The following is a 20,029-nucleotide window of genomic DNA, read 5'->3' as shown; positions in this document are numbered from 1 at the left end:
ATTCGCTGTGTGGATGGCCACAGAAGGCTATTTAAGTGATAACCAAACTACAAAATCCGGCTTAACTGTCACAGAAAGTTTGGTTTGTAGACATACAATTGTCAATTAGTGGGTGAAGTGGTACTTAAAACAGAGCGAGTATGAGCATTAGAAGGAATTCAATTTCGATGTCACCATTGTACAAAACGAACTGCCCATGCTACCCGAAAAAGCCATTGTATGGGTTCAAGTTGGCCTGCTGTTACCATAGATTACTTCAAAGATTACTACAGAAGAATATATATAGTCCCGTTCGAAAAAATCGATAGCTCCCAGTATGAACCCGGTTGGCCATGTCCATTTACTTACCCTAATGCCTATATAATGAGTGGCAGGGTGAGTGATAAAATGGGGACTGAATTCCGATTTTCTTTGAAACTTCTTGAATAAAGTTGAGACGTTCTGCGGCTTGCCCGGACCGGATGGTGAAGGATGCCTATCCAATCACCGCTTCTTTTCTTGTTGTATAGATTTTTCCTGTCCTGTATAATGGAAAAGTTGAGGGGTGAACGTTTTGCTGAATTCAAAAACGAGATGGATTGTCCGCGAATCCAACGAAAGTATTGCAAATAAATTGGCTGCGGAATTGAATATTTCTCACCTTGTTTCCTCAATGCTTGTTAACCGGGGGCTGGATACTGTTGAAGCTGCGCGGCCTTTTTTATTTGGCGGCGAAAAATTTCATGATCCTTTCCTTTTGAAGGGAATGGATGTGGCGGTCTCACGTATTAAGAGGGCGATTGACAGCCAGGAGCCGGTTTTAATATATGGCGATTATGATGCCGATGGTGTTAGCAGCACAACGGTCTTAATGATTACGTTAAAAGAATTGGGCGCAAACGTCGGCTATTACATACCTGACAGGTTTGCTGAAGGATATGGGCCGAATGAGGCGGCCTTCAGAAAAGCGGCAGAAAACGGAGTTAAGCTAATTATCACAGTGGATACTGGTATTTCCGGAGTCCATGAAGCGGATGTTGCCCGGGAACTTGGCGTCGATTTAATTATTACGGACCATCACGAACCAGGGCCGGTCCTTCCGGATGCGCTTGCCATCATCCATCCGAAACTGCCGGACAGCAACTACCCTTTCAAGGAGCTTGCCGGTGTCGGCGTTGCTTTCAAGCTCGCCCACGCGCTATATGGCCAGTTGCCGGACCATCTCCTGGAAATCGCAGCGATCGGCACGATTGCCGATCTCGTTTCCCTGAAGGGTGAGAACAGGCTGATTGCCAAATCGGGGATTGACAGGCTGAAAGTTACCGGAAATATCGGGATCAGGGCAATTTTAAAATCCGCCGGGGTTGATGCATCGGCAATCAACGAAGAAACAATCGGCTTTACGCTAGCCCCAAGAATCAATGCAGTCGGACGGCTTGAGCATGCGAGCATGGCCGTTAAACTGCTTTTGACGGAAGACAAAGGGGAAGCCGAAGATCTGGCGCGGGAAATGGACAGTCTTAACCGCGAACGGCAGGCAATTGTCCAGGAAATAACGGAAGAAGCAATCCTCCAGGTCGAACGTGACTTTCCGCCTGATTCGAATAAAGTTCTTCTTGTCGGCAAGGAAGGATGGAATGCCGGGGTTATCGGAATTGTGGCCTCTAGGCTTGTCGAGAAGTTTTATAGACCCGTTATTGTCTTTAGTTTTGATATGGAAAAAGGGCTTGCGAAGGGTTCTGCGAGGAGTATTCCCGGGTTTGACCTCTTCAAGAACCTGTCGGAATGCAGGGACATCCTCCCGCATTTTGGCGGCCACCCAATGGCAGCCGGAATGACATTGAAGCTCGAGGATGTCAATGATTTGCGTTTCCGCCTGAACGAGCTTGCGGCGGGGCAGATGAGTGACGAAGATTTTGTCCCTGTCCTGCAGCTGGATGCGGAAATTTCAATTTCGGAAGTGAGCCTTCCCGTCCTTGAGGAGGTACTTTTGCTCGCTCCATTCGGTATGGACAACCCTAAACCGAAAATTTCGGTTGAGGACGTATCGATATCCACGCTTCGGAGGATTGGCAGCGACAGCAGCCATTTAAAAATGACATTGTCGAATGGGGAGGCTTCGCTTGATGGCATCGGGTTTGGGCTCGGGCCATTGGCGGACCACATTTCTCCTTCTTCAAAAATTTCTGTTGCGGGGGAGCTGTCCATAAATGAATGGAACAATATCCGAAAGCCCCAGCTTATGCTACAGGATATTGCCATCAGGAACTGGCAGCTGTTTGATTACAGGGGTGCGAGGACCATTTCCGCTTTGAACGGGAAGCTTCCGGATGGAAAGAAAACGTTCATTGTTTTTCATGAGCCGAATATGGTCGAGGTGGAAAAGCAGCAGGGTGGAAACGACATTCTCCATATCCGGACAGTTGAAGATGCCAGAGCAGCCGGGATAGACGGCGAAAGCATCGTCCTTGTTGACCTACCGCCTTCAAAAGAGATGGTCGCAGAACTGCTAAATGGAAAAATACCCGCAAGAATTTACGCGGTATTTTACCAGGAAACAAGCGATTTCTTCAGCACGATGCCGAACAGGGACCATTTTAAATGGTACTACGCCTTCCTGCTGAAAAATTCGCCGTTTGATATCGGCCGTTACGGCAGCCAGCTTGCGCGAAAAAGAGGCTGGACAAAAGAGACGATTGATTTTATGTCCGAGGTGTTTTTTGAGCTCGAGTTTGTTACAATAAAAAATGGATTGATTTCCGTTTTGAAACCATCTTCAAAGCGCGACCTGACCGAGTCGGTTGCGTATCAAAAGAAGCATGCACATTTCGCTCTTGAAAGGGATCTGCTCTACTCATCCTATGAGCAGCTTAGGAGCTGGTTCTCCGAAATCCTCAAGGAGCCTGTTGAAAATGAGGAGGCACTAAAGGAATGGATTTAAAACAATTTATTACCATCGTACCGGATTGGCCAAAGCCCGGAATTAATTTTAAAGACATTACAACCCTGATGGATAATGGGGAAGCTTATAAATATGCGACAGACCAGATTGTTGAATATGCGCGCGAAAAGAAGATCGACCTTGTTGTCGGACCGGAAGCACGCGGTTTCATCATTGGATGCCCGGTAGCCTATTCGCTTGGGGTCGGTTTCGCGCCTGTGAGGAAAGAAGGCAAGCTTCCACGTGAGACAATCAAAGTGAGCTACGGCCTTGAGTATGGGAAGGACGTATTGACAATCCACAAGGATGCCATCAAACCGGGCCAGCGCGTTCTGATTACGGACGACCTGCTCGCCACCGGCGGTACGATTGAAGCAACGATCAAGCTGGTGGAAGAACTTGGCGGCGTTGTTGCGGGKATCGCGTTCCTGATTGAACTGACCTATCTGGAAGGCCGCAAAAACCTTGAAGGATACGATTTATTGACATTGATGAAATTTTAGGAAGGGGAGCACTCAAGCGGGTGCTCTCTTGATTTTATTGCATTCATGTGGCAAATAAATCCATCTCTATTTGGCAATGTTGAACCAGGATGGCGGCGAATGCCAGCTTTTACCCCTTGAAATGGAACGGGTTAACAGGCAAATTCCTTCTTTCCAGGAAAAATCCCGACCAATCCCTTTACATCTCTGTGTTTTTTCTCGATAATAGTAACAATCATTCTAATTTATTCATAGAACAGTTGCAGAGGAGCCCTGCTGTGCGGGGTATTTTCGAAAAAAATAAAATCTTTTTCCAATACGAAACAAAGGTGATTTCATGGCGAACGATCAGGTGCTAACCGCCGAACAAGTCATCGACAAGACGAAGGCCTATTTAAACGAGGAGCATGTCGCGCTTGTAAGGAAAGCTTACGAGTATGCTGCCTGGGCCCATCGTGACCAAGTAAGGAAATCGGGTGAGCCGTACATTATCCACCCCATTCAGGTTGCTGGCATCCTTGCCGACCTGGAGATGGATCCCGCTACGGTCGCTGCAGGTTTCCTTCATGATGTCGTAGAGGATACAGTTGTATCGCTAAAGGACATTGAAACGGAATTCAACGATGAAGTTGCTATGCTTGTTGATGGCGTGACGAAGCTGGGAAAAATTAAATATAAATCGCATGAGGAACAGCAGGCGGAGAACCACCGGAAAATGTTTGTTGCAATGGCCCAGGATATCCGGGTCATTTTAATAAAACTGGCGGACCGCCTCCACAATATGCGGACGCTGAAACATCTTCCTTTTGAAAAGCAGCAGCGGATTGCCAATGAGACATTGGAAATATTCGCTCCGCTCGCCCACAGGCTCGGGATTTCGAAGATCAAGTGGGAGCTTGAGGATACGGCGCTCAGGTACCTGAATCCGCAGCAATATTACCGGATTGTCAACTTGATGAAGAAAAAGCGCGCCGAGCGGGAGCAATATCTTGATGATGTCATCGAGGAAGTGAAGGAGCGGGTACGCGAAGTTTCCATCAAGGCGGAGATTTCGGGGCGTCCGAAGCACATCTACAGCATTTACCGCAAGATGGCGCTCCAGAACAAGCAATTCAGCGAAATTTATGATTTACTTGCTGTCCGGATTGTCGTCAACAGCATAAAGGACTGCTATGCAGTCCTCGGGATTATCCATACGTGCTGGAAGCCGATGCCTGGCCGGTTCAAGGACTATATTGCGATGCCGAAGCCGAATATGTACCAGTCGCTCCACACAACGGTTATCGGCCCAAAAGGCGACCCGCTTGAAGTCCAGATCAGGACGACAGAGATGCACCGGATCGCAGAGTTCGGGATTGCGGCCCACTGGGCGTATAAGGAAGGGAAGGACATCAATGAAAGTGCTTCCTTTGACCAAAAGCTGACATGGTTCCGCAACATCCTCGAGTTCCAAAATGACACCGCCAACGCAGAGGAATTTATGGAGTCGCTTAAAATCGACCTGTTCTCGGATATGGTGTTTATTTTCACCCCAAAAGGGGATGTCATTGAACTTCCAGCTGGATCGGTGCCGATTGACTTTGCCTACCGGATCCACTCCGAAATCGGAAACAAAACGATTGGCGCGAAAGTGAACGGAAAAATGGTTACGCTTGATTACAAGCTGAAGACCGGCGATATTATCGAAATTCTAACTTCCAAGCACTCTTATGGCCCGAGCCAGGACTGGCTAAAGCTTGCCCAAACTTCCCAGGCGAAAAACAAAATTCGCCAATTCTTCAAAAAGCAGCGGCGCGATGAAAATATCGACAAAGGCCGCGAGCTGGTGGAAAAAGAAATCCGGGCGATGAATTTTGATCTTAAGGAAATCCTTACAGCCGAAAATATTAAAAAGGTTGCCGAAAAATTCAACTTCATGAATGAAGAGGATATGTTCGCCGCCGTCGGCTATAACGGGGTGACCGCGCTCCAGGTGGCAAACCGGCTTACGGAAAAATGGCGGAAAAAGCGCGATCAAGAGCAGGAAGCGACAATTGCCTCCGCCTTGACCGAACTGAAAACACCGCCGCAGGTTGTCAAAAAACGTGATTCCGGAGTCAGGGTCGCCGGCATTGACAACTTGCTGATCAGGCTGTCGAAATGCTGCAATCCGGTACCGGGTGATGAAATCATCGGCTTTATTACGAAAGGCCGCGGAGTTTCCGTCCATAGGGCCGATTGTACGAATATCGATATGGCTGAAGACCAATCAAGGCTCATTCCGGTAGAATGGGAGTCTTCGTTCAACGACCGGAAAGAATATAATGTTGAAATTGAAATTAACGGCTATGACCGGCGCGGCCTCCTGAATGAGGTGCTCCAGGCCGTAAATGAAACGAAGACAAACATAACCGCCGTGTCGGGAAGATCCGACCGGAATAAAATGGCGACGATCAATATGTCGATTTCGATTCACAATGTCGCCCATTTGCAGAAAGTTGTCGACAGGATTAAACAAATCCCCGACATCTACTCGGTGCGGAGGATTATGAACTAAGGAGTTTTACAATGAGAGCAGTTGTCCAACGAAGCAGGGAAGCAAGCGTCAAGGTTGATGGCGAGACTGTCGGTGAAATTGCCAACGGGCTTGTCGTCCTCCTCGGCGTGACGCATGACGATACAGAAAATGATGCGGCGTACTTAGCCGAAAAGATCGCCAACCTGAGAATTTACGAGGATGAAAGCGGAAAGATGAACCTGTCCCTTCTGAACGTGGGCGGGGATATTCTGTCCGTCTCACAGTTCACGCTCTACGGGGATTGCCGGAAAGGGCGCCGCCCAAATTATATGGCGGCCGCGAAGCCTGAGCTCGCCAACTCACTTTATGAGACGTTCAATTCCTATCTTCGCGAAAAAGGGATTAAAGTAGAGACTGGCCGGTTTGGAGCAATGATGGATGTTAGCCTCATCAATGATGGCCCTGTCMCCCTCATCCTTGACAGCCAGGCTTAAATAAGGAACACCCGCCATGTGTTGATTGGCGGGTGTTTTTTTATGCGACGAATTCCGGGGGCAGCCGTGAGTTTAATCGATATCTTGAATTTAATGAATCGATATCCTAAAAAACAATCGATAATCTTCCAAAAAATAATCAATATTCTTCAAAAAAAATTAACGATATTCTTCAAAAAATTAATTGAAAAACCGCAAATAGAATCCAGCAAATCTCGTAAAAAGAAAATCCCCTTTGCCCAAGGGGATTTTCGCATAATTATTTAGCTGTTTTGCTAGCCGTCGCCGGTGGAATTGTCCTTAACGGTTTTTGCTTATTTTTCTTTAAAATATCGCGCAAGCCCATCAACAATGCCTGTTGATGCGGCTTCCTGGAAGTGATTTGACAGGACAGCCAGTTCTTCTTCGGCATTGCTGAGATAGCCGAGTTCAACCAGGGCGGCAGCCTGCTTGTTTTCCCTGATAACATGATAATCTCCAAACCTTGCTCCCCGGCTATGCGACTTTGTTGCGCTTGCAGTTGACGCCTGGAGAGTGGCCGCCAGTTCTTTTTGATAGGAATGGTAATAGTATGTAGTCATTCCCCTCACACTTCGGTCGTAGTTGGAATCATAATGGATGCTGATAAAAGCGTCCGCTCCGTGAATATGGGCCGATCCGACCCGGGATGGCAGCGAGAGATATGTATCCCTGTCCCTTGTCATGATTACCTTCGCGCCTTTTGCGGCAAGTTTATTTGAAACAAGAGTCGCAGTCTTCAAGGTGAGCCCTTTTTCGAACGTCCCTCTTACCCCGGTCGTGCCATTGTCTATGCCTCCATGGCCAGGGTCAATCACAATCACCTTATTTTTCAGGTAGGCCTCTCCGCCTGATTTGTTAATTTGCGGTGCGGTTCCGGATACCTCCACGATCCAGCCGGCGACATAACCCGACTGGCCGCCTTTCAGCTCGATTTCATACCAGCTTCCGGAAATGTTTTTGACCTTAAATTCCGCGCCTTTATTAGCCCGTGCGACGACCTTTGAATCGAGGGAAGGCTTTTGGCGGATATTCGTGCCATCATAAAGGATGGCCGCCCAGCTTTCTTTTACCTCCTGTGGCGCGGGCGCGTTTCCTTCTGCTGACTTGTCAAGATACCAGCCTGCGACCCAGCCAATCTTGCCGGGAGAATACTCAATTTTCGCCCAGTTATTCGTTTCTTCCAAAATGGTGAATGTTTGTCCTTTCGAAACGCTGGAAATGATTTTGCCATTGAGCGAGCCTTCACTCCGCACGCTTAACGCAGTCGCTGTTACAGTTCCCGAGACGCCTGCAGGCTTTTGCTGCGGGGTTGGAAGCGCTTCTTCGGACTGGGGTGAAAGGAATTCAGAGCTGACCCAGCCCTTTTTCCCCGAAAAAGAAATTAGTGCCCAGCCGTTCCCTTCCGAAACAACTTCCACTTTGGTTCCATTGGCCAATTTTCCGATGAGCTCACTAGAAAGTGAAGGTTCCTGGCGGACATTCAGGAAGTTGGCGTTGACTGTTTTTTCCCTAGAGGGCTCCATGGCGGATTCGTTTTGTTTTTCCTTCACATTGCTTTCAGCTTTTACGGACTGTTGCAGGAATTGTGCCGAAACCCACCCATTCCCGGATTTGCTTGCAATTTTTGCCCATTCGCCCGATTTTTCGAGTACTTCGGCGGCTTGTCCTTTAGCAAGATAGCCGACAATGCCATAGCCCGTCCCAGGGCCTTTTCTGATCCTCAAATTATCCACTGACGACTCCGAGGATGTATTTTCGCTTTTCATTGTCAACAGCCAGTCCGCGGCCCAGCCAGTCCCGCCTGAAGGCATCTGAAGCTGAACCCATTCACCCGACGTGCCCAAAACCGTAAACCTGGCGCCTTTTTTAGCAGTGGCGACCACTTTATAGCTGAGGCCAGGCCCGCTTCGGATATTGAGGCTGTCGACGGCTGCGGCGGCGGTTTGTCCGGCAGCGGCTTCCTTCAAGGGGAACAATGTCCCGATTAGCAGTATGCAGCATGCAAGCAGTAAATAAATCTTTTTTTCCATTCGCAACCTCCCATCCTATTCTATTAATCTATTCTAGCGGAAAGTTTGAACAATTTCATTCAGTATCTCCCTTTTTGGAAAAATTAGCGGTTGGGAAAATAATATCTACGCTTACTGAAACATTTTTTCGAAAATGGGGAGACTAGGAAAAAGAATGCTGACTGGAGGATAAAACGGATGAGGTTCAGTGAAAAAGGATTGCATGCAAATACGGGCAGCAAGGCATTATTCGGGGTCGACTTTCACGATTTTCTTGAAAAGGAACAGCATTCAGGAACATTTGAACTTGCAAGCGAATTCGGCCTGACGATCAGGGATGTCCAAAAATTGAAGAAACATTTGGAACGTTCCTAATCCAGTATTGACATCTCATGGCTGGCTCATTATTATAATAGGAAGCACAGGCTATAACGCCCGGCATATATGTACATAAGATGAAAACCGATGATGGAGCATAGTAGTTAAGCCATAGATCATGGCCAGAGAGGAATTGCCCCGGCTGAAAGCAATTCCGCATGACGGTTTAATGAATGAACACTCCGTAGGTTTCTCCCTGAACTGACAGTAGGGGAGGACGTAGCAGGCGTTAACTGTAAAAGAGGGAGCCCCGCTTTTGGGCTTCAATTAGGGTGGCACCACGGGATTCCAAAACTCTCGTCCCTTGTTTAGAAATAAACAGGGGAGGGGAGTTTTTTATATTTTTACAGGTTAAGCGCGGGGATAAAAACCCATACCACAAACAAAAGGAGGAATACCCATGACAATCAATATCCCAAGGGGAACGCAGGATATTTTGCCTGGCCAGGTGGAAACGTGGCAATTGATTGAGGATACGGCAAAAAGGCTTTGCAGGCTGTACCAATACGAGGAAATCAGGACGCCGATTTTCGAGCATACCGAACTGTTCAGCCGCGGGGTTGGAGATTCAACCGATATCGTCCAGAAGGAAATGTATACATTCGAAGACAGGGGCGGACGCAGTGTTACGCTAAGGCCAGAAGGGACAGCCGCGGTTGTCCGCGCTTTCGTCGAAAAAAAGATGTTCGGCAATCCCGGCCAGCCGGTGAAGCTTTATTATATGGGGCCGATGTTCCGGTATGAACGTCCGCAGGCGGGCCGTTTCCGCCAGTTCGTCCAGTTTGGCGTCGAGGCGCTCGGAAGCAATGACCCGGCAATTGATGCGGAAGTGATTTCGCTCGCGATGAATCTGTATTGGGAGCTTGGCTTGAAAAAGCTGAAGCTTGTCCTGAACAGCCTTGGCGATGCCGAAAGCCGAAAAGCGCATAGGGACGCGCTCGTCAGCCATTTTAAACCGCGGATTGGCGAGTTTTGCAGCGATTGCCAGAACAGGCTGGAGAAAAATCCTTTAAGGATTCTCGATTGCAAAAAGGACCGCGACCATGAACTCATGAAAAATGCGCCTTCAATTATCGATTACCTGAACGAAGGCTCAAGGGATTATTTTGAAAAAGTCCAGAAGTATCTTGGTGAGCTTGGCATCCCGTTTGAGATTGACCCGAATCTTGTTAGGGGCTTGGACTACTACAACCATACAGCGTTTGAGATTATGAGCGATGCCGAGGGCTTTGGCTCGATCACGACATTGTGCGGGGGCGGCCGTTATAACGGGCTGGCCGAAGAGATTGGCGGACCGGAAACTCCGGGTATCGGATTCGCGCTCAGCATCGAAAGATTTATCGCGGCGCTTGAAGCCGAAAAGGTTGCCCTTCCGGTTGAAAAGAAAATCGATTGCTACCTTGTTTCACTTGGAGACAGGGCGAAGGATTATACTGTCGGGCTCCTCCAGCAGCTTCGCAATCAGGGGATTTCCGCGGAGCGCGATTACCTTGGCCGGAAGCTGAAGGCCCAATTCAAGGCAGCGGACAGGCTGAATGCCCGTTTTGTCGCTGTCCTTGGCGAGGATGAACTTGATAAAGGCGTAATCAATCTTAAGAATATGGAAACCGGTGAGCAGCAGGAAGCCGCACTTGCTTCTTTTGTTGAAAAGTTCCGGGAACAGCAGGGGTAAGGAGGAAACAATATGTATGGCAGAAGTTATTTTTGCGGCGAGGTTCCAGAATCCGCAGTTGGCGAAAAGGTATTTTTAAAAGGATGGGTCCAGAAGAGGCGCGACCTCGGCGGACTGATTTTCATCGACCTGCGTGACCGGACAGGGATCGTCCAGGTTGTTTTTAACCCGGATTTATCCGAGGAGGCACTAGCGACAGCCGAGAAAATTCGCAATGAGTACGTCCTTGATATCCGCGGTACGGTTGTCGCGAGGAACGAAGGGACAATCAACGAAAATATTTCTACCGGGAAAATTGAAATCCAGGCTGAGAGTGTAACGATCATTAATGAAGCGAAAACTCCTCCATTCATCCTTTCCGACCGGACCGATGCTTCAGAGGATGTCCGCCTGAAATACAGGTATTTGGATTTCCGCCGTCCGGTTATCTTTGAAACACTGAAAATGCGACACAATGTAACGAAAGCAATCCGCGACTTTCTTGATGGAGAGGGCTTCCTTGATATTGAAACTCCGATTTTGACGAAGAGCACCCCGGAAGGAGCACGTGATTACCTTGTTCCGAGCCGCGTCCACCCAGGCGAGTTCTACGCGCTGCCACAATCGCCGCAGCTTTTCAAGCAGCTATTGATGGTCGGCGGTGTCGAGCGGTACTACCAGATCGCCCGCTGTTTCCGTGATGAAGACCTTCGCGCGGACAGGCAGCCGGAATTTACACAAATCGATATTGAAACAAGCTTCATGAGCCAGGACGACATCATCGCGATGATGGAAAAAATGATGTCTAAACTAATGAAGGAAGTAAAAGGAATCGAGGTTCCCGCTGAATTCCCGCGGATGCGCTACGAGGAAGCGATGGCCCGCTATGGTTCCGACAAACCGGATACACGCTTCGAAATGGAGCTGAAGGACCTTTCAGAAGTTGTCGCCGGCTGCGGCTTCAAAGTATTCGCGGCCGCGATTGAAAATGGCGGCCAGGTAAAGGCGATTAACGTTAAGGGTGCGGCGGATAAGTATTCCCGAAAGGACATCGACGCGCTGGGCGAATTCGCCGCTGTCTACGGCGCCAAGGGGCTTGCCTGGCTGAAGGTTGAAGCCGACGGATTGAAAGGGCCAATCGCGAAATTCTTCTCTCCTGAAGAAGCCGAAGCAATCAGCGCCGTACTGGAAGCTGAAGCGGGCGACCTTCTCCTGTTCGTCGCCGATAAAAAATCAGTCGTTGCCGATGCGCTCGGCGCACTAAGGCTTAAACTTGGGAAAGACCTTGGCCTGATTGACCAGGACAAGTTCAATTTCCTCTGGATTACCGACTGGCCGCTCCTCGAGTATTCCGAAGAGGATGGACGCTACAAAGCAGCCCACCATCCGTTCACGATGCCGTTCAGGGAAGACCTTGCTCTGCTTGATGAAGATCCGTCCAAAGTCCGCGCCCAGGCGTACGACCTTGTGTTGAACGGCTATGAGCTTGGTGGGGGATCGTTGCGTATTTTTGAAAGGAACATCCAGGAAAAAATGTTCGAGGTGCTCGGCTTTACCCAGGAAGAAGCGAAGGAACAATTCGGGTTCCTGCTTGAAGCGTTCGAGTATGGAACGCCTCCACACGGCGGAATCGCGCTTGGCCTGGACCGGCTCGTCATGCTGCTTGCTGGCAGCACAAACCTTCGCGATACGATTGCGTTCCCGAAGACAGCTTCGGCGAGCGACCTGCTGACGAACGCGCCTGGAGAAGTAAGCCAATCGCAGCTTGATGAGCTTAACCTTGCCTTGACAAAGTCAAAAAACGAGTAGCCGGAAGTTGGGAAAATTCTTTCCTTAATCCCTTAAAAAGGGGGACAAGGAAGAAAATGGACTACAGGTTGTTTCTTGAAAAACCCCCGGCCTATATGATATGATGTAGTCAATTAAGAAGAGTCCTGAAGTGTACGTTGCATCGCCTAATGTTTTGACCGAACATTTTTTCTTCGGGAGTCTGCGTTTCTCTGCCGTGCAAATGCCCCTTACCCGGGGACTTGCAACGACAGTGAACAGGACACCCACCTGCTTTAAGCGGGCCAAAACGAAGGAAATCGGCGACGGCACAAATTTGGGACTCTTCTGCCCTGTTTATAGGATTTGTTTGAAACGCCCGCTGCAGGAATGCCGCGGGCTTTTTGGTGTGTTCGCGGTGGGTTGTAGACCCGGTGGCATGGGCCCCTTTTTACACAAGCGCCCTTGGGAAATGAGTTTGGATACAAAACAGCGTGGCGGAAAAGCTGGGTTCTTGTCCTAAGAAAAGGGGTCTTTGGACACCAAATGGCATTTCAGCAACCTCGCTGTCCAAATAAAGCATGGACTTGGACAGCAAACTGAATTTTGATGGGTTGCGAGTCTAAATCCCTTTGTTCAAAAAGATCAGAATCTATCATTCGCCCTGATTTTTAAAACATTCACCCCGTTTTTGAGTTTATTCGCCCCGTTTCCAAACGGATTCGCCTCTATCTAAATTTTCAGACAATCAAATGGCATTTCAGCAACTTCGCTGTCCAAATGGGGTAGGAATTTGGACAGCTCAGCTAAGCAGAGGGCCCAACAAGACTCAAAACAATTCCTTGCTATTACAGAAGGTATGTTATATATTTTATCGGGTAAAAGATACATACGAAACAGTAAACCTAAATTGGGGTGAGTAGAATGTTGCATCAATTTTCTCGGAATGAGCTTGCAATTGGCCAGGAAGGCTTGAATATTTTGAAAAATAGCACGGTGATGGTGCTTGGAATCGGGGGAGTCGGGTCGTTCTCGGCTGAGGCGCTAGCACGTTCGGGGGTTGGCCGCCTTATCCTTATTGATAAGGATGTTGTCGACATTACCAACGTCAACCGGCAGGTAATCGCGCTTCTGTCTACGGTCGGAAAGCCAAAGGCGGACCTCATGAAGGAGCGGATTGCCGACATTAACCCGGACTGCGAAGTTATTTCTCTCAAAATGTTTTATACGGAAGAAACATACGAGGAAGTGTTTGCGTACAAGCCGGATTTTGTCATCGATGCCTCTGATACGATCATGTATAAAATCCATCTGATCAAAGAGTGCCAAAAACGCGGAATTCCGATGATTTCGAGCATGGGTGCCGCCAATAAAATGGATCCGACCCGCTTTAAAATCGCCGATATTTTCAAAACGCATACTGACCCGATTGCGAAAGTGATCAGGACGAAGCTAAGGAAGGAAGGCATCCGCAAAGGGGTTCCGGTCGTGTTTTCCGATGAGAGCCCGATTGTTATCCGCGAAGATGTACGCAAAGTAGTCGGAAATGACGAGGCGGAAATACGGAAAGCGCAAATGCCCCCGTCTTCCAATGCATTCGTTCCGTCAGTAGCGGGGCTAATTATGGCGAGCTATGTAATCCGCGAGCTTTTAAAGGATATTAAAATCGAGCGCGTTGCCGATGCCGGCGAGAAGTGATTGCTGAGCCGAACGCCAAGGGAAATTGAATAAATTGCTATATAAAAATCCCCCGGGTGTTTATCGCACCGGGGGATTTCATGTTCGGGCGAATTTCTGGCGCGGGCTCCCTTTTCCAAAGAATTATAAGTTGGGAAAATTTTCGCCGCGATTTGCCTTTTTGGGCGATTTTTGGCAAAAACTTCATAAAGTAATTATTTGTTCCCGTTCAACTTTTCATAAACAGACGCAAAAGCCTGTTCGAATTTGCTGTTCTTTTTCGGGACGTAATATTTTTTGTTCTTTATCCTGTCGGGCAGATATTGCTGTCGGACCCATCCGGATTCGTAATCATGCGGGTACAGGTAATCGACGCCGCGGCCAAGTTCCTTTGCTCCTTTGTAATGTGCGTCCTTGAGGTGGTCGGGAACTTCCCCGGCTAGGCCTTTTCGGATATCGGCGAGCGCCGAGTCGATCGCCATGATCGCCGAGTTCGATTTTGGCGATAGGCAAAGCTCGATGACCACATTGGCGAGGGGGATTCGTGCTTCCGGAAAACCGATCCGCTCGGCTGTTTCGATAGCGGCAAGCGTTCTCGCCCCCGCCTGAGGATTGGCTAGCCCGACATCTTCGTACGCAATCACGAGAAGCCGCCTCGCGATGCTTGGCAGGTCGCCCGCTTCAATGAGCCTTCCGAGATAATGGAGCGCCGCGTTTGCATCGCTGCCGCGGATTGACTTTTGGAATCCGGACAAAACGTCGTAATGGGCGTCGCCGTCTTTATCATGGACGAAGCTCTTTTTCTGAAGGCATTCCTCGGCGGTTTTCAAATCGATATGGATTACTCCATTTGCGTCAGGCTCGGTCGACAGTACCGCCAATTCAACAGCATTCAGGGAACTGCGCACATCCCCTCCTGCCCCTTTTGAAAAATGCTCCAGGGCATCGCTGTCCATTTCAATCTTCAATGAGCCGAGGCCTCGCTCATCGTCCTCCATTGCCCGGAAAATGGCTTTTTTAATATCGTCCGGCTCCAGCGGCTTTAGTTCGAAAATCTGGCATCTGCTCCGGATGGCCGGGTTGATGCTATGGAAAGGGTTGCTCGTCGTCGCGCCGATCATCGTAATCATCCCGTTCTCCAAATAAGGGAGCAGGAAGTCCTGCTTTGCCTTGTCGAGGCGGTGCACCTCGTCGAGAAGAAGGATGACTTTTCCCGACATTTTCGCTTCTGCCGCGACGATTTCCATGTCTTTTTTATTATTTGTCACCGCGTTCAGCGTCCTGAATGCGTAGCGGGTGCTTCCGGCAATCGCGCTGGCAATCGAGGTTTTTCCGATGCCGGGCGGCCCGTACAGGATCATGGAGGATAACTGTTTCGCCTTGACCATTCTTGATATGATTTTTCCCTCGCCGACGAGATGCTCCTGCCCGCAGACTTCTTCCAACGTCCTGGGCCGCATCCGGTAGGCGAGCGGTTTTTGCTGCATCATTGTCCATCTCTCCAATTAGCAAATCTATCTATTAGTGTATCATGCGGGCGGCCGCCCAACCAAGGCTGAGTGATTTGGAGGTAATGCATATTGACTGCCAGTGTGCTATAATTTGAAAAGCCTATCAACTTACTAAGGATTTTATTTTCCAAAAGCAAAGGGGTTCTTTAATGTTCAAAAAAAGAAAGGGTCAATTGGGGCCGAGGTTTGCGATTTATACATTCGGGCTTCTGATGATGTCCCTTGGAGTCGTGTTGCTCATAAAAAGCGGTTCGGGCGCTTCGCCCTGGGATGTTTTTCATGTTGGCCTTTATAATCATTTTGGCCTGACTGTCGGAAGCTGGACGATTATCGCCGGGTTTGCGATACTGGCGGCCTCAGCGTTTATTTCACGTGAATTTCCCCATATTGGGGCTTTTTTGAATATGATTCTTGTCGGGATTTTTATCGATATATTCATGCTTATTCCATTCCTCAAGGAGCCTGCGGGGCTTTTTGGCCAAATCGCAATGTTCGCAATAGGGCTTCTTTTTATAGGGTACGGAATGGGCGTATATATTTCGGCCAGCCTTGGAACGGGTCCGAGGGACAGCCTGATGGCGGCGATTATTGGAAAGACTGGCTGGAAGGTGAGGAATGTCAGGGGCGCGATTGAATTGGCCGTGCTGATTATCGGCTGGCGGCTGGGCGGCCCGGTAAGCTGGGGGACGATTGCATTTTGCGTTGCGATTGGCCCGCTCGCAGGGATTGCCCTGCCACAGTGTTTTGCTTTGACTGACACGATTTTGGGAAAATTGAAGGGTACAGAGATGAAAGAGGCTGTGCCAATGGATAGGAGTGCGGGATTTTGAGAATTTCAACGAAAGGGCGTTACGGACTTACAATCATGATCGAGCTTGCGAAAAAGCATGGGGAAGGGCCTGTTTCCTTAAAGACGATCGCGCAGGCCAATGATTTGTCGGAGCATTACCTGGAACAATTGATTGCCCCTTTAAGGAATGCAGGCCTTGTAAAAAGCATACGGGGCGCCTATGGCGGTTACCTGCTTGGAAGGGATCCGGGCGAAATTACAACCGGCGATATTATCCGTGTCCTTGAAGGGCCGATTACGCCGGTTGAAGGAATAGAAGATGAGGAGCCCGCGAAACGGGAACTTTGGACTAGAATCAGGGATGCGATCAGGGGCGTTCTTGACAGTACGACTCTTGAAGACTTGGCGAACCATACAGATGATGGCGGCCAGGATTCTTATATGTTTTATATTTAATGGAACAATAGGGTAAAGACCTTAATGATGAAAGGTGATAACATGGAACGGATTTATTTGGACCATGCCGCCACTTCCCCAATGCACCCAAGGGTGATTGAGAGGATGTCGGAGGCGATGGGGACGATGTTCGGGAACCCATCGAGCATCCACTCATTCGGCAGGGAAGCAAGGCGCCAGCTTGATGAAGCAAGGCAGGCAATCGCGTCCAGCATCGGGGCCAAGGCGAACGAAATTATTTTTACAAGCGGTGGAACGGAATCGGACAATATGGCCATTCTTGGAGCCGCGGAAGCCTTAAGCGAAAAAGGGCGGCATATCATTACATCCACGATTGAGCACCATGCTGTTCTGCACGCCTGCATGAGGCTGGAGAAGCTTGGCTTTGAAGTGACTTATTTGCCTGTAAATGAGGAAGGCCGCGTTTCCGTTTCCGATGTTGAGAAGGCTTTGCGGGATGATACGATTCTTGTAACTATTATGTATGCAAATAATGAGGTCGGGACAATCCAGCCAATTGAAGAAATCGGGCAATTGCTTGCCGGGCATCAGGCGCTGTTCCATACTGACGCCGTCCAGGCTTACGGGCTTTTGAGGCTCGATGTCAACAAAGCCGGAGTGGACATGCTGTCTGTATCCGCCCATAAAGTGAACGGGCCAAAGGGAATTGGTTTCCTTTATGCAAAAGAAGGAATCAAGCTTGCCCCAAGAACATTTGGCGGCGAACAGGAACGGAAGCGCCGCGCAGGGACAGAAAACCTTGTCTCGATTGAAGGTTTCAGTGAAGCGGTAAAGGTTATGAGAGAGAATGTGGATGAGAAAGCGGCTGAGTATGTGCGCTTTAAAAAAATGTTCATGGCTATACTTGAAGAAGAATCTATTACGTTCCAATTGAATGGTTCTCTTGCCGAGTCGCTCCCTCATATAGTAAACTTTAGTTTTCCCGGTACAAATGTCGAAGCAATGCTCGTCAACCTGGACCTTGCCGGAATAGCCGCCTCTAGCGGTTCGGCCTGTACGGCAGGCTCGATTGAACCGTCGCATGTGCTTGTCGCCATGTTCGGAAAGGACTCGGAACGGATTATAAATTCGATCCGGTTCAGCTTCGGGCTTGGCATGACAGAAGAGAAAGTTGTGAAGGCTGCACGCGAGACGGCACGGATTGTGAAAAGGTTGCGCGGCTAGGCGGTAACTTACGCATCTATTTTCGGGAAAGTTTTTTTAAAAAAATCATTCAGGCTGGGCAGTCCCCCGGCCTTTTTATCCCACTCGTACCAACAGGCGCGGTGGAATAAACACAAGCTCCCACTATAGGGAGTTTACTTTTTAAAAAAGTGTGGTGAAAAGGATGGAAACGAAAGACCATAAAAATATACGCGTTGTCGTCGGCATGTCGGGTGGAGTGGATTCATCCGTGGCGGCGCTTCTTTTAAAACAGCAGGGCTATGATGTTATCGGGATTTTCATGAAAAACTGGGATGATACCGACGAAAACGGCGTCTGCACAGCAACCGAGGATTACGAAGATGTCATCCGGGTCTGCAACCAAATCGGGATACCGTACTATGCCGTTAATTTTGAGAAGCAATATTGGGATAAGGTGTTTACCTACTTCCTTGATGAATACAAGGCGGGAAGGACGCCAAACCCTGATGTGATGTGCAATAAGGAAATCAAGTTCAAGGCGTTCCTTGAGCATGCGATGCAGCTTGGCGCGGATTATCTCGCGACCGGCCATTACGCACAGGTGGAATTCAGGGACGGCGAGCACAGAATGCTTCGCGGCCTTGATGAAAACAAGGACCAGACCTATTTCCTGAATCAGCTTACACAGGAACAGCTGAGCAAAGTCATGTTCCCAATTGGGAGCCTTGAGAAGTCCGATGTCCGGAAGCTAGCAACGGAGGCCGGCCTTGCAACCGCGGCGAAGAAAGACAGCACGGGTATTTGCTTTATCGGTGAAAGGAACTTCAAGGAATTTCTTGGCCAGTACCTTCCTGCCCAGCCTGGCAATATGGAAACGATGGACGGGGAAGTGAAGGGAAGGCACGACGGCTTGATGTACTACACGATCGGACAGCGCCATGGGCTTGGCATTGGCGGACAGGGCGATCCGTGGTTCGTCATTGGCAAGGATTTACAGCGGAATGTCCTTTATGTGGGGCAAGGGTTCCACAACGAATTGCTTTATTCGGATTCGATTATTGCGGACAATGTCAGCTGGGTTTCCGACGTGCATAAGGCAGAGGAATTTGACTGCACAGCAAAATTCCGCTACCGCCAGGAGGATAACAAAGTTACCGTTCGCTTGCTCGAAGGCAATAAGGTAGAGGTTTTGTTCCATGAGCCAATACGGGCAGTCACTCCGGGACAGGCGGCCGTATTTTACAACGGGGATGAATGCCTCGGCGGCGGTACGATCGGCGATGTTTTCCGGAACGGGCAAAAGCTGGATTACGTAGGATAAGCCGGGCACTTTGGCTTGTTAGTAAGCATAAGTTAACAAAGGTGTAAATAAAGGCTGGCTATGTCCTTAATTATACAAAACACCCGATTCCCTTTAAATGGGGGGCGGGTGTTTTTTGTTTGCTTTTTAATGCTTCTACGCTCGTTAAAATCCGGAGAAAAAACCCCGGATAGTGTGGTATACTTTCACGTGACGGAGAGTGATGATAATGGATAAAAACCTAAAAGGAATCGAACTGATGCAGGCCGGGAGCTGGGAAGAAGCAGCGATGGCCTTCAATGAAGCTATTGAAGAAAATCCGGGCGATCCGGTCGCATACATTAATTTCGGCAATCTGCTTGCTGTAATGGGAGATGAAGAGCGGGCGCTGAAATTTTTCCAAAAGGCGCTTGAGCTGGACGAGAACGCGGCCGCAGCCTACTACAGCATCGGGACAATCCACTATAATAATGGCCGATTTGACCAAGCGAAAGGAATGTTCGAGAACGCCATGAAAAAAGGTCTCGACAACAGCGACAATTACTTTATGCTCGGGATGTCAGCTGCCCAGCTCGGAAATAAGCGGCTTGCGCTTCCATACTTGCAGCGGAGCACAGAGCTTGAGCCAGCTGATGTGGATGCGCGCTTCCAGTACGGCCTTTGCCTCGCGGAAGAAGGCATGATTGACATGGCGATTCCCCAGTTTGAAGAGTGTATCAGCCTTGCGCCGGACCATGCCGATGCCTATTACAATTTAGGGGTCGCCCTTGCGTTTAAGGAACAGACTGGCAGGGCGCTTGAAATGCTGGATGAAGCAATCAAAATTCACCCAGGGCATGAGATGGCTCTCAGTGTGAAAAATTTTATTGAAGACGCATTGAATAAAGAAAATTAACTTTTGTTTGGACGAAATTGTTTGAAGGAGGGATG

The 20,029-nt window shown here is 49.0% G+C and carries 15 protein-coding genes, 1 other RNA gene and 1 other annotated feature; of the genes, 14 read left to right on the top strand and 2 right to left on the bottom strand.

Features of this window, described 5'->3' with window-relative positions; genetic code table 11:
• The first annotated feature begins 553 nt into the window (after positions 1-553).
• The 4 genes from recJ (at position 554) to dtd (ending at position 6,393) form a co-directional block, all read left to right on the top strand.
• Positions 554-2,920: a single-stranded-DNA-specific exonuclease RecJ gene (gene recJ / locus ADU24_RS14180; protein WP_053367251.1), complete on the top strand. Its 2,367-nt coding sequence runs from the start codon at positions 554-556 to the stop codon at positions 2,918-2,920.
• Positions 2,911-3,423, top strand: coding sequence for an adenine phosphoribosyltransferase (locus ADU24_RS14175; protein WP_053367250.1), 513 nt, complete (start codon positions 2,911-2,913; stop codon positions 3,421-3,423). The genes recJ and ADU24_RS14175 overlap by 10 nt, the downstream gene beginning before the upstream one ends.
• Before the next feature lie 316 nt (positions 3,424-3,739).
• Positions 3,740-5,938, top strand: coding sequence for a RelA/SpoT family protein (locus tag ADU24_RS14170; protein ID WP_053367249.1), 2,199 nt, complete (start codon positions 3,740-3,742; stop codon positions 5,936-5,938).
• Between the two features lie 11 nt (positions 5,939-5,949).
• Positions 5,950-6,393, top strand: a complete 444-nt coding sequence (gene dtd / locus ADU24_RS14165; protein WP_053367248.1) for a D-aminoacyl-tRNA deacylase — start codon at positions 5,950-5,952, stop codon at positions 6,391-6,393.
• Positions 6,394-6,707: 314 nt separating this feature from the next.
• Here dtd and ADU24_RS14155 read toward each other — a convergent pair whose 3' ends face one another.
• Complete coding sequence (locus ADU24_RS14155; RefSeq protein WP_053367246.1) at positions 6,708-8,444, bottom strand: SH3 domain-containing protein; 1,737 nt, start codon at positions 8,442-8,444, stop codon at positions 6,708-6,710.
• A 177-nt stretch (positions 8,445-8,621) separates the two neighbouring features.
• Between ADU24_RS14155 and ADU24_RS23365 the strand changes: the two genes are divergently transcribed.
• The 5 genes from ADU24_RS23365 to ADU24_RS14135 all read left to right on the top strand — a co-directional run bounded on the left by ADU24_RS23365 (position 8,622) and on the right by ADU24_RS14135 (position 13,917).
• Positions 8,622-8,798, top strand: a complete 177-nt coding sequence (locus ADU24_RS23365) for a hypothetical protein (protein WP_053367245.1) — start codon at positions 8,622-8,624, stop codon at positions 8,796-8,798.
• Between the two features lie 81 nt (positions 8,799-8,879).
• Positions 8,880-9,109: a binding site (T-box leader), on the top strand.
• Between the two features lie 92 nt (positions 9,110-9,201).
• Positions 9,202-10,473: a histidine--tRNA ligase gene (gene hisS / locus ADU24_RS14145; protein WP_053367244.1), complete on the top strand. Its 1,272-nt coding sequence runs from the start codon at positions 9,202-9,204 to the stop codon at positions 10,471-10,473.
• Positions 10,474-10,485: 12 nt separating this feature from the next.
• Positions 10,486-12,261: an aspartate--tRNA ligase gene (aspS, locus tag ADU24_RS14140; protein WP_053367243.1), complete on the top strand. Its 1,776-nt coding sequence runs from the start codon at positions 10,486-10,488 to the stop codon at positions 12,259-12,261.
• Between the two features lie 119 nt (positions 12,262-12,380).
• Positions 12,381-12,567: non-coding RNA, 6S RNA (gene ssrS / locus ADU24_RS22645), on the top strand.
• A 576-nt stretch (positions 12,568-13,143) separates the two neighbouring features.
• On the top strand, positions 13,144-13,917 hold the full coding sequence (locus ADU24_RS14135; protein WP_053367242.1) for a tRNA threonylcarbamoyladenosine dehydratase: 774 nt from the start codon (positions 13,144-13,146) through the stop codon (positions 13,915-13,917).
• A gap of 194 nt (positions 13,918-14,111) precedes the next feature.
• Here ADU24_RS14135 and ADU24_RS14130 read toward each other — a convergent pair whose 3' ends face one another.
• On the bottom strand, positions 14,112-15,383 hold the full coding sequence (locus tag ADU24_RS14130; protein ID WP_053368940.1) for a replication-associated recombination protein A: 1,272 nt from the start codon (positions 15,381-15,383) through the stop codon (positions 14,112-14,114).
• Between the two features lie 173 nt (positions 15,384-15,556).
• Between ADU24_RS14130 and ADU24_RS14125 the strand changes: the two genes are divergently transcribed.
• From ADU24_RS14125 to ADU24_RS14105, 5 genes are all read left to right on the top strand, one after another.
• Positions 15,557-16,237: a YczE/YyaS/YitT family protein gene (locus tag ADU24_RS14125; RefSeq protein ID WP_053367241.1), complete on the top strand. Its 681-nt coding sequence runs from the start codon at positions 15,557-15,559 to the stop codon at positions 16,235-16,237.
• The gene (cymR, locus tag ADU24_RS14120; protein WP_053367240.1) at positions 16,234-16,653 is read left to right on the top strand and encodes a cysteine metabolism transcriptional regulator CymR; all 420 of its coding nucleotides are present in this window, start codon (positions 16,234-16,236) and stop codon (positions 16,651-16,653) included. The genes ADU24_RS14125 and cymR overlap by 4 nt, the downstream gene beginning before the upstream one ends.
• A gap of 42 nt (positions 16,654-16,695) precedes the next feature.
• Positions 16,696-17,838: a cysteine desulfurase family protein gene (locus ADU24_RS14115; protein ID WP_053368939.1), complete on the top strand. Its 1,143-nt coding sequence runs from the start codon at positions 16,696-16,698 to the stop codon at positions 17,836-17,838.
• 163 nt (positions 17,839-18,001) lie between these two features.
• Entirely contained in the window at positions 18,002-19,120 is a 1,119-nt protein-coding gene (gene mnmA / locus ADU24_RS14110) for a tRNA 2-thiouridine(34) synthase MnmA (protein ID WP_053367239.1), read from the top strand.
• A gap of 208 nt (positions 19,121-19,328) precedes the next feature.
• On the top strand, positions 19,329-19,994 hold the full coding sequence (locus ADU24_RS14105) for a tetratricopeptide repeat protein (RefSeq protein WP_053367238.1): 666 nt from the start codon (positions 19,329-19,331) through the stop codon (positions 19,992-19,994).
• Positions 19,995-20,029: the final 35 nt, after the last annotated feature.

This window comes from Bacillus sp. FJAT-27245 (genome assembly GCF_001273955.1).
In the GTDB taxonomy this organism is placed as follows: domain Bacteria; phylum Bacillota; class Bacilli; order Bacillales; family Cytobacillaceae; genus Bacillus_D.
Note: the sequence above shows the minus strand (reverse complement) of the source record. Positions and strands in the feature narration are given on the sequence as shown.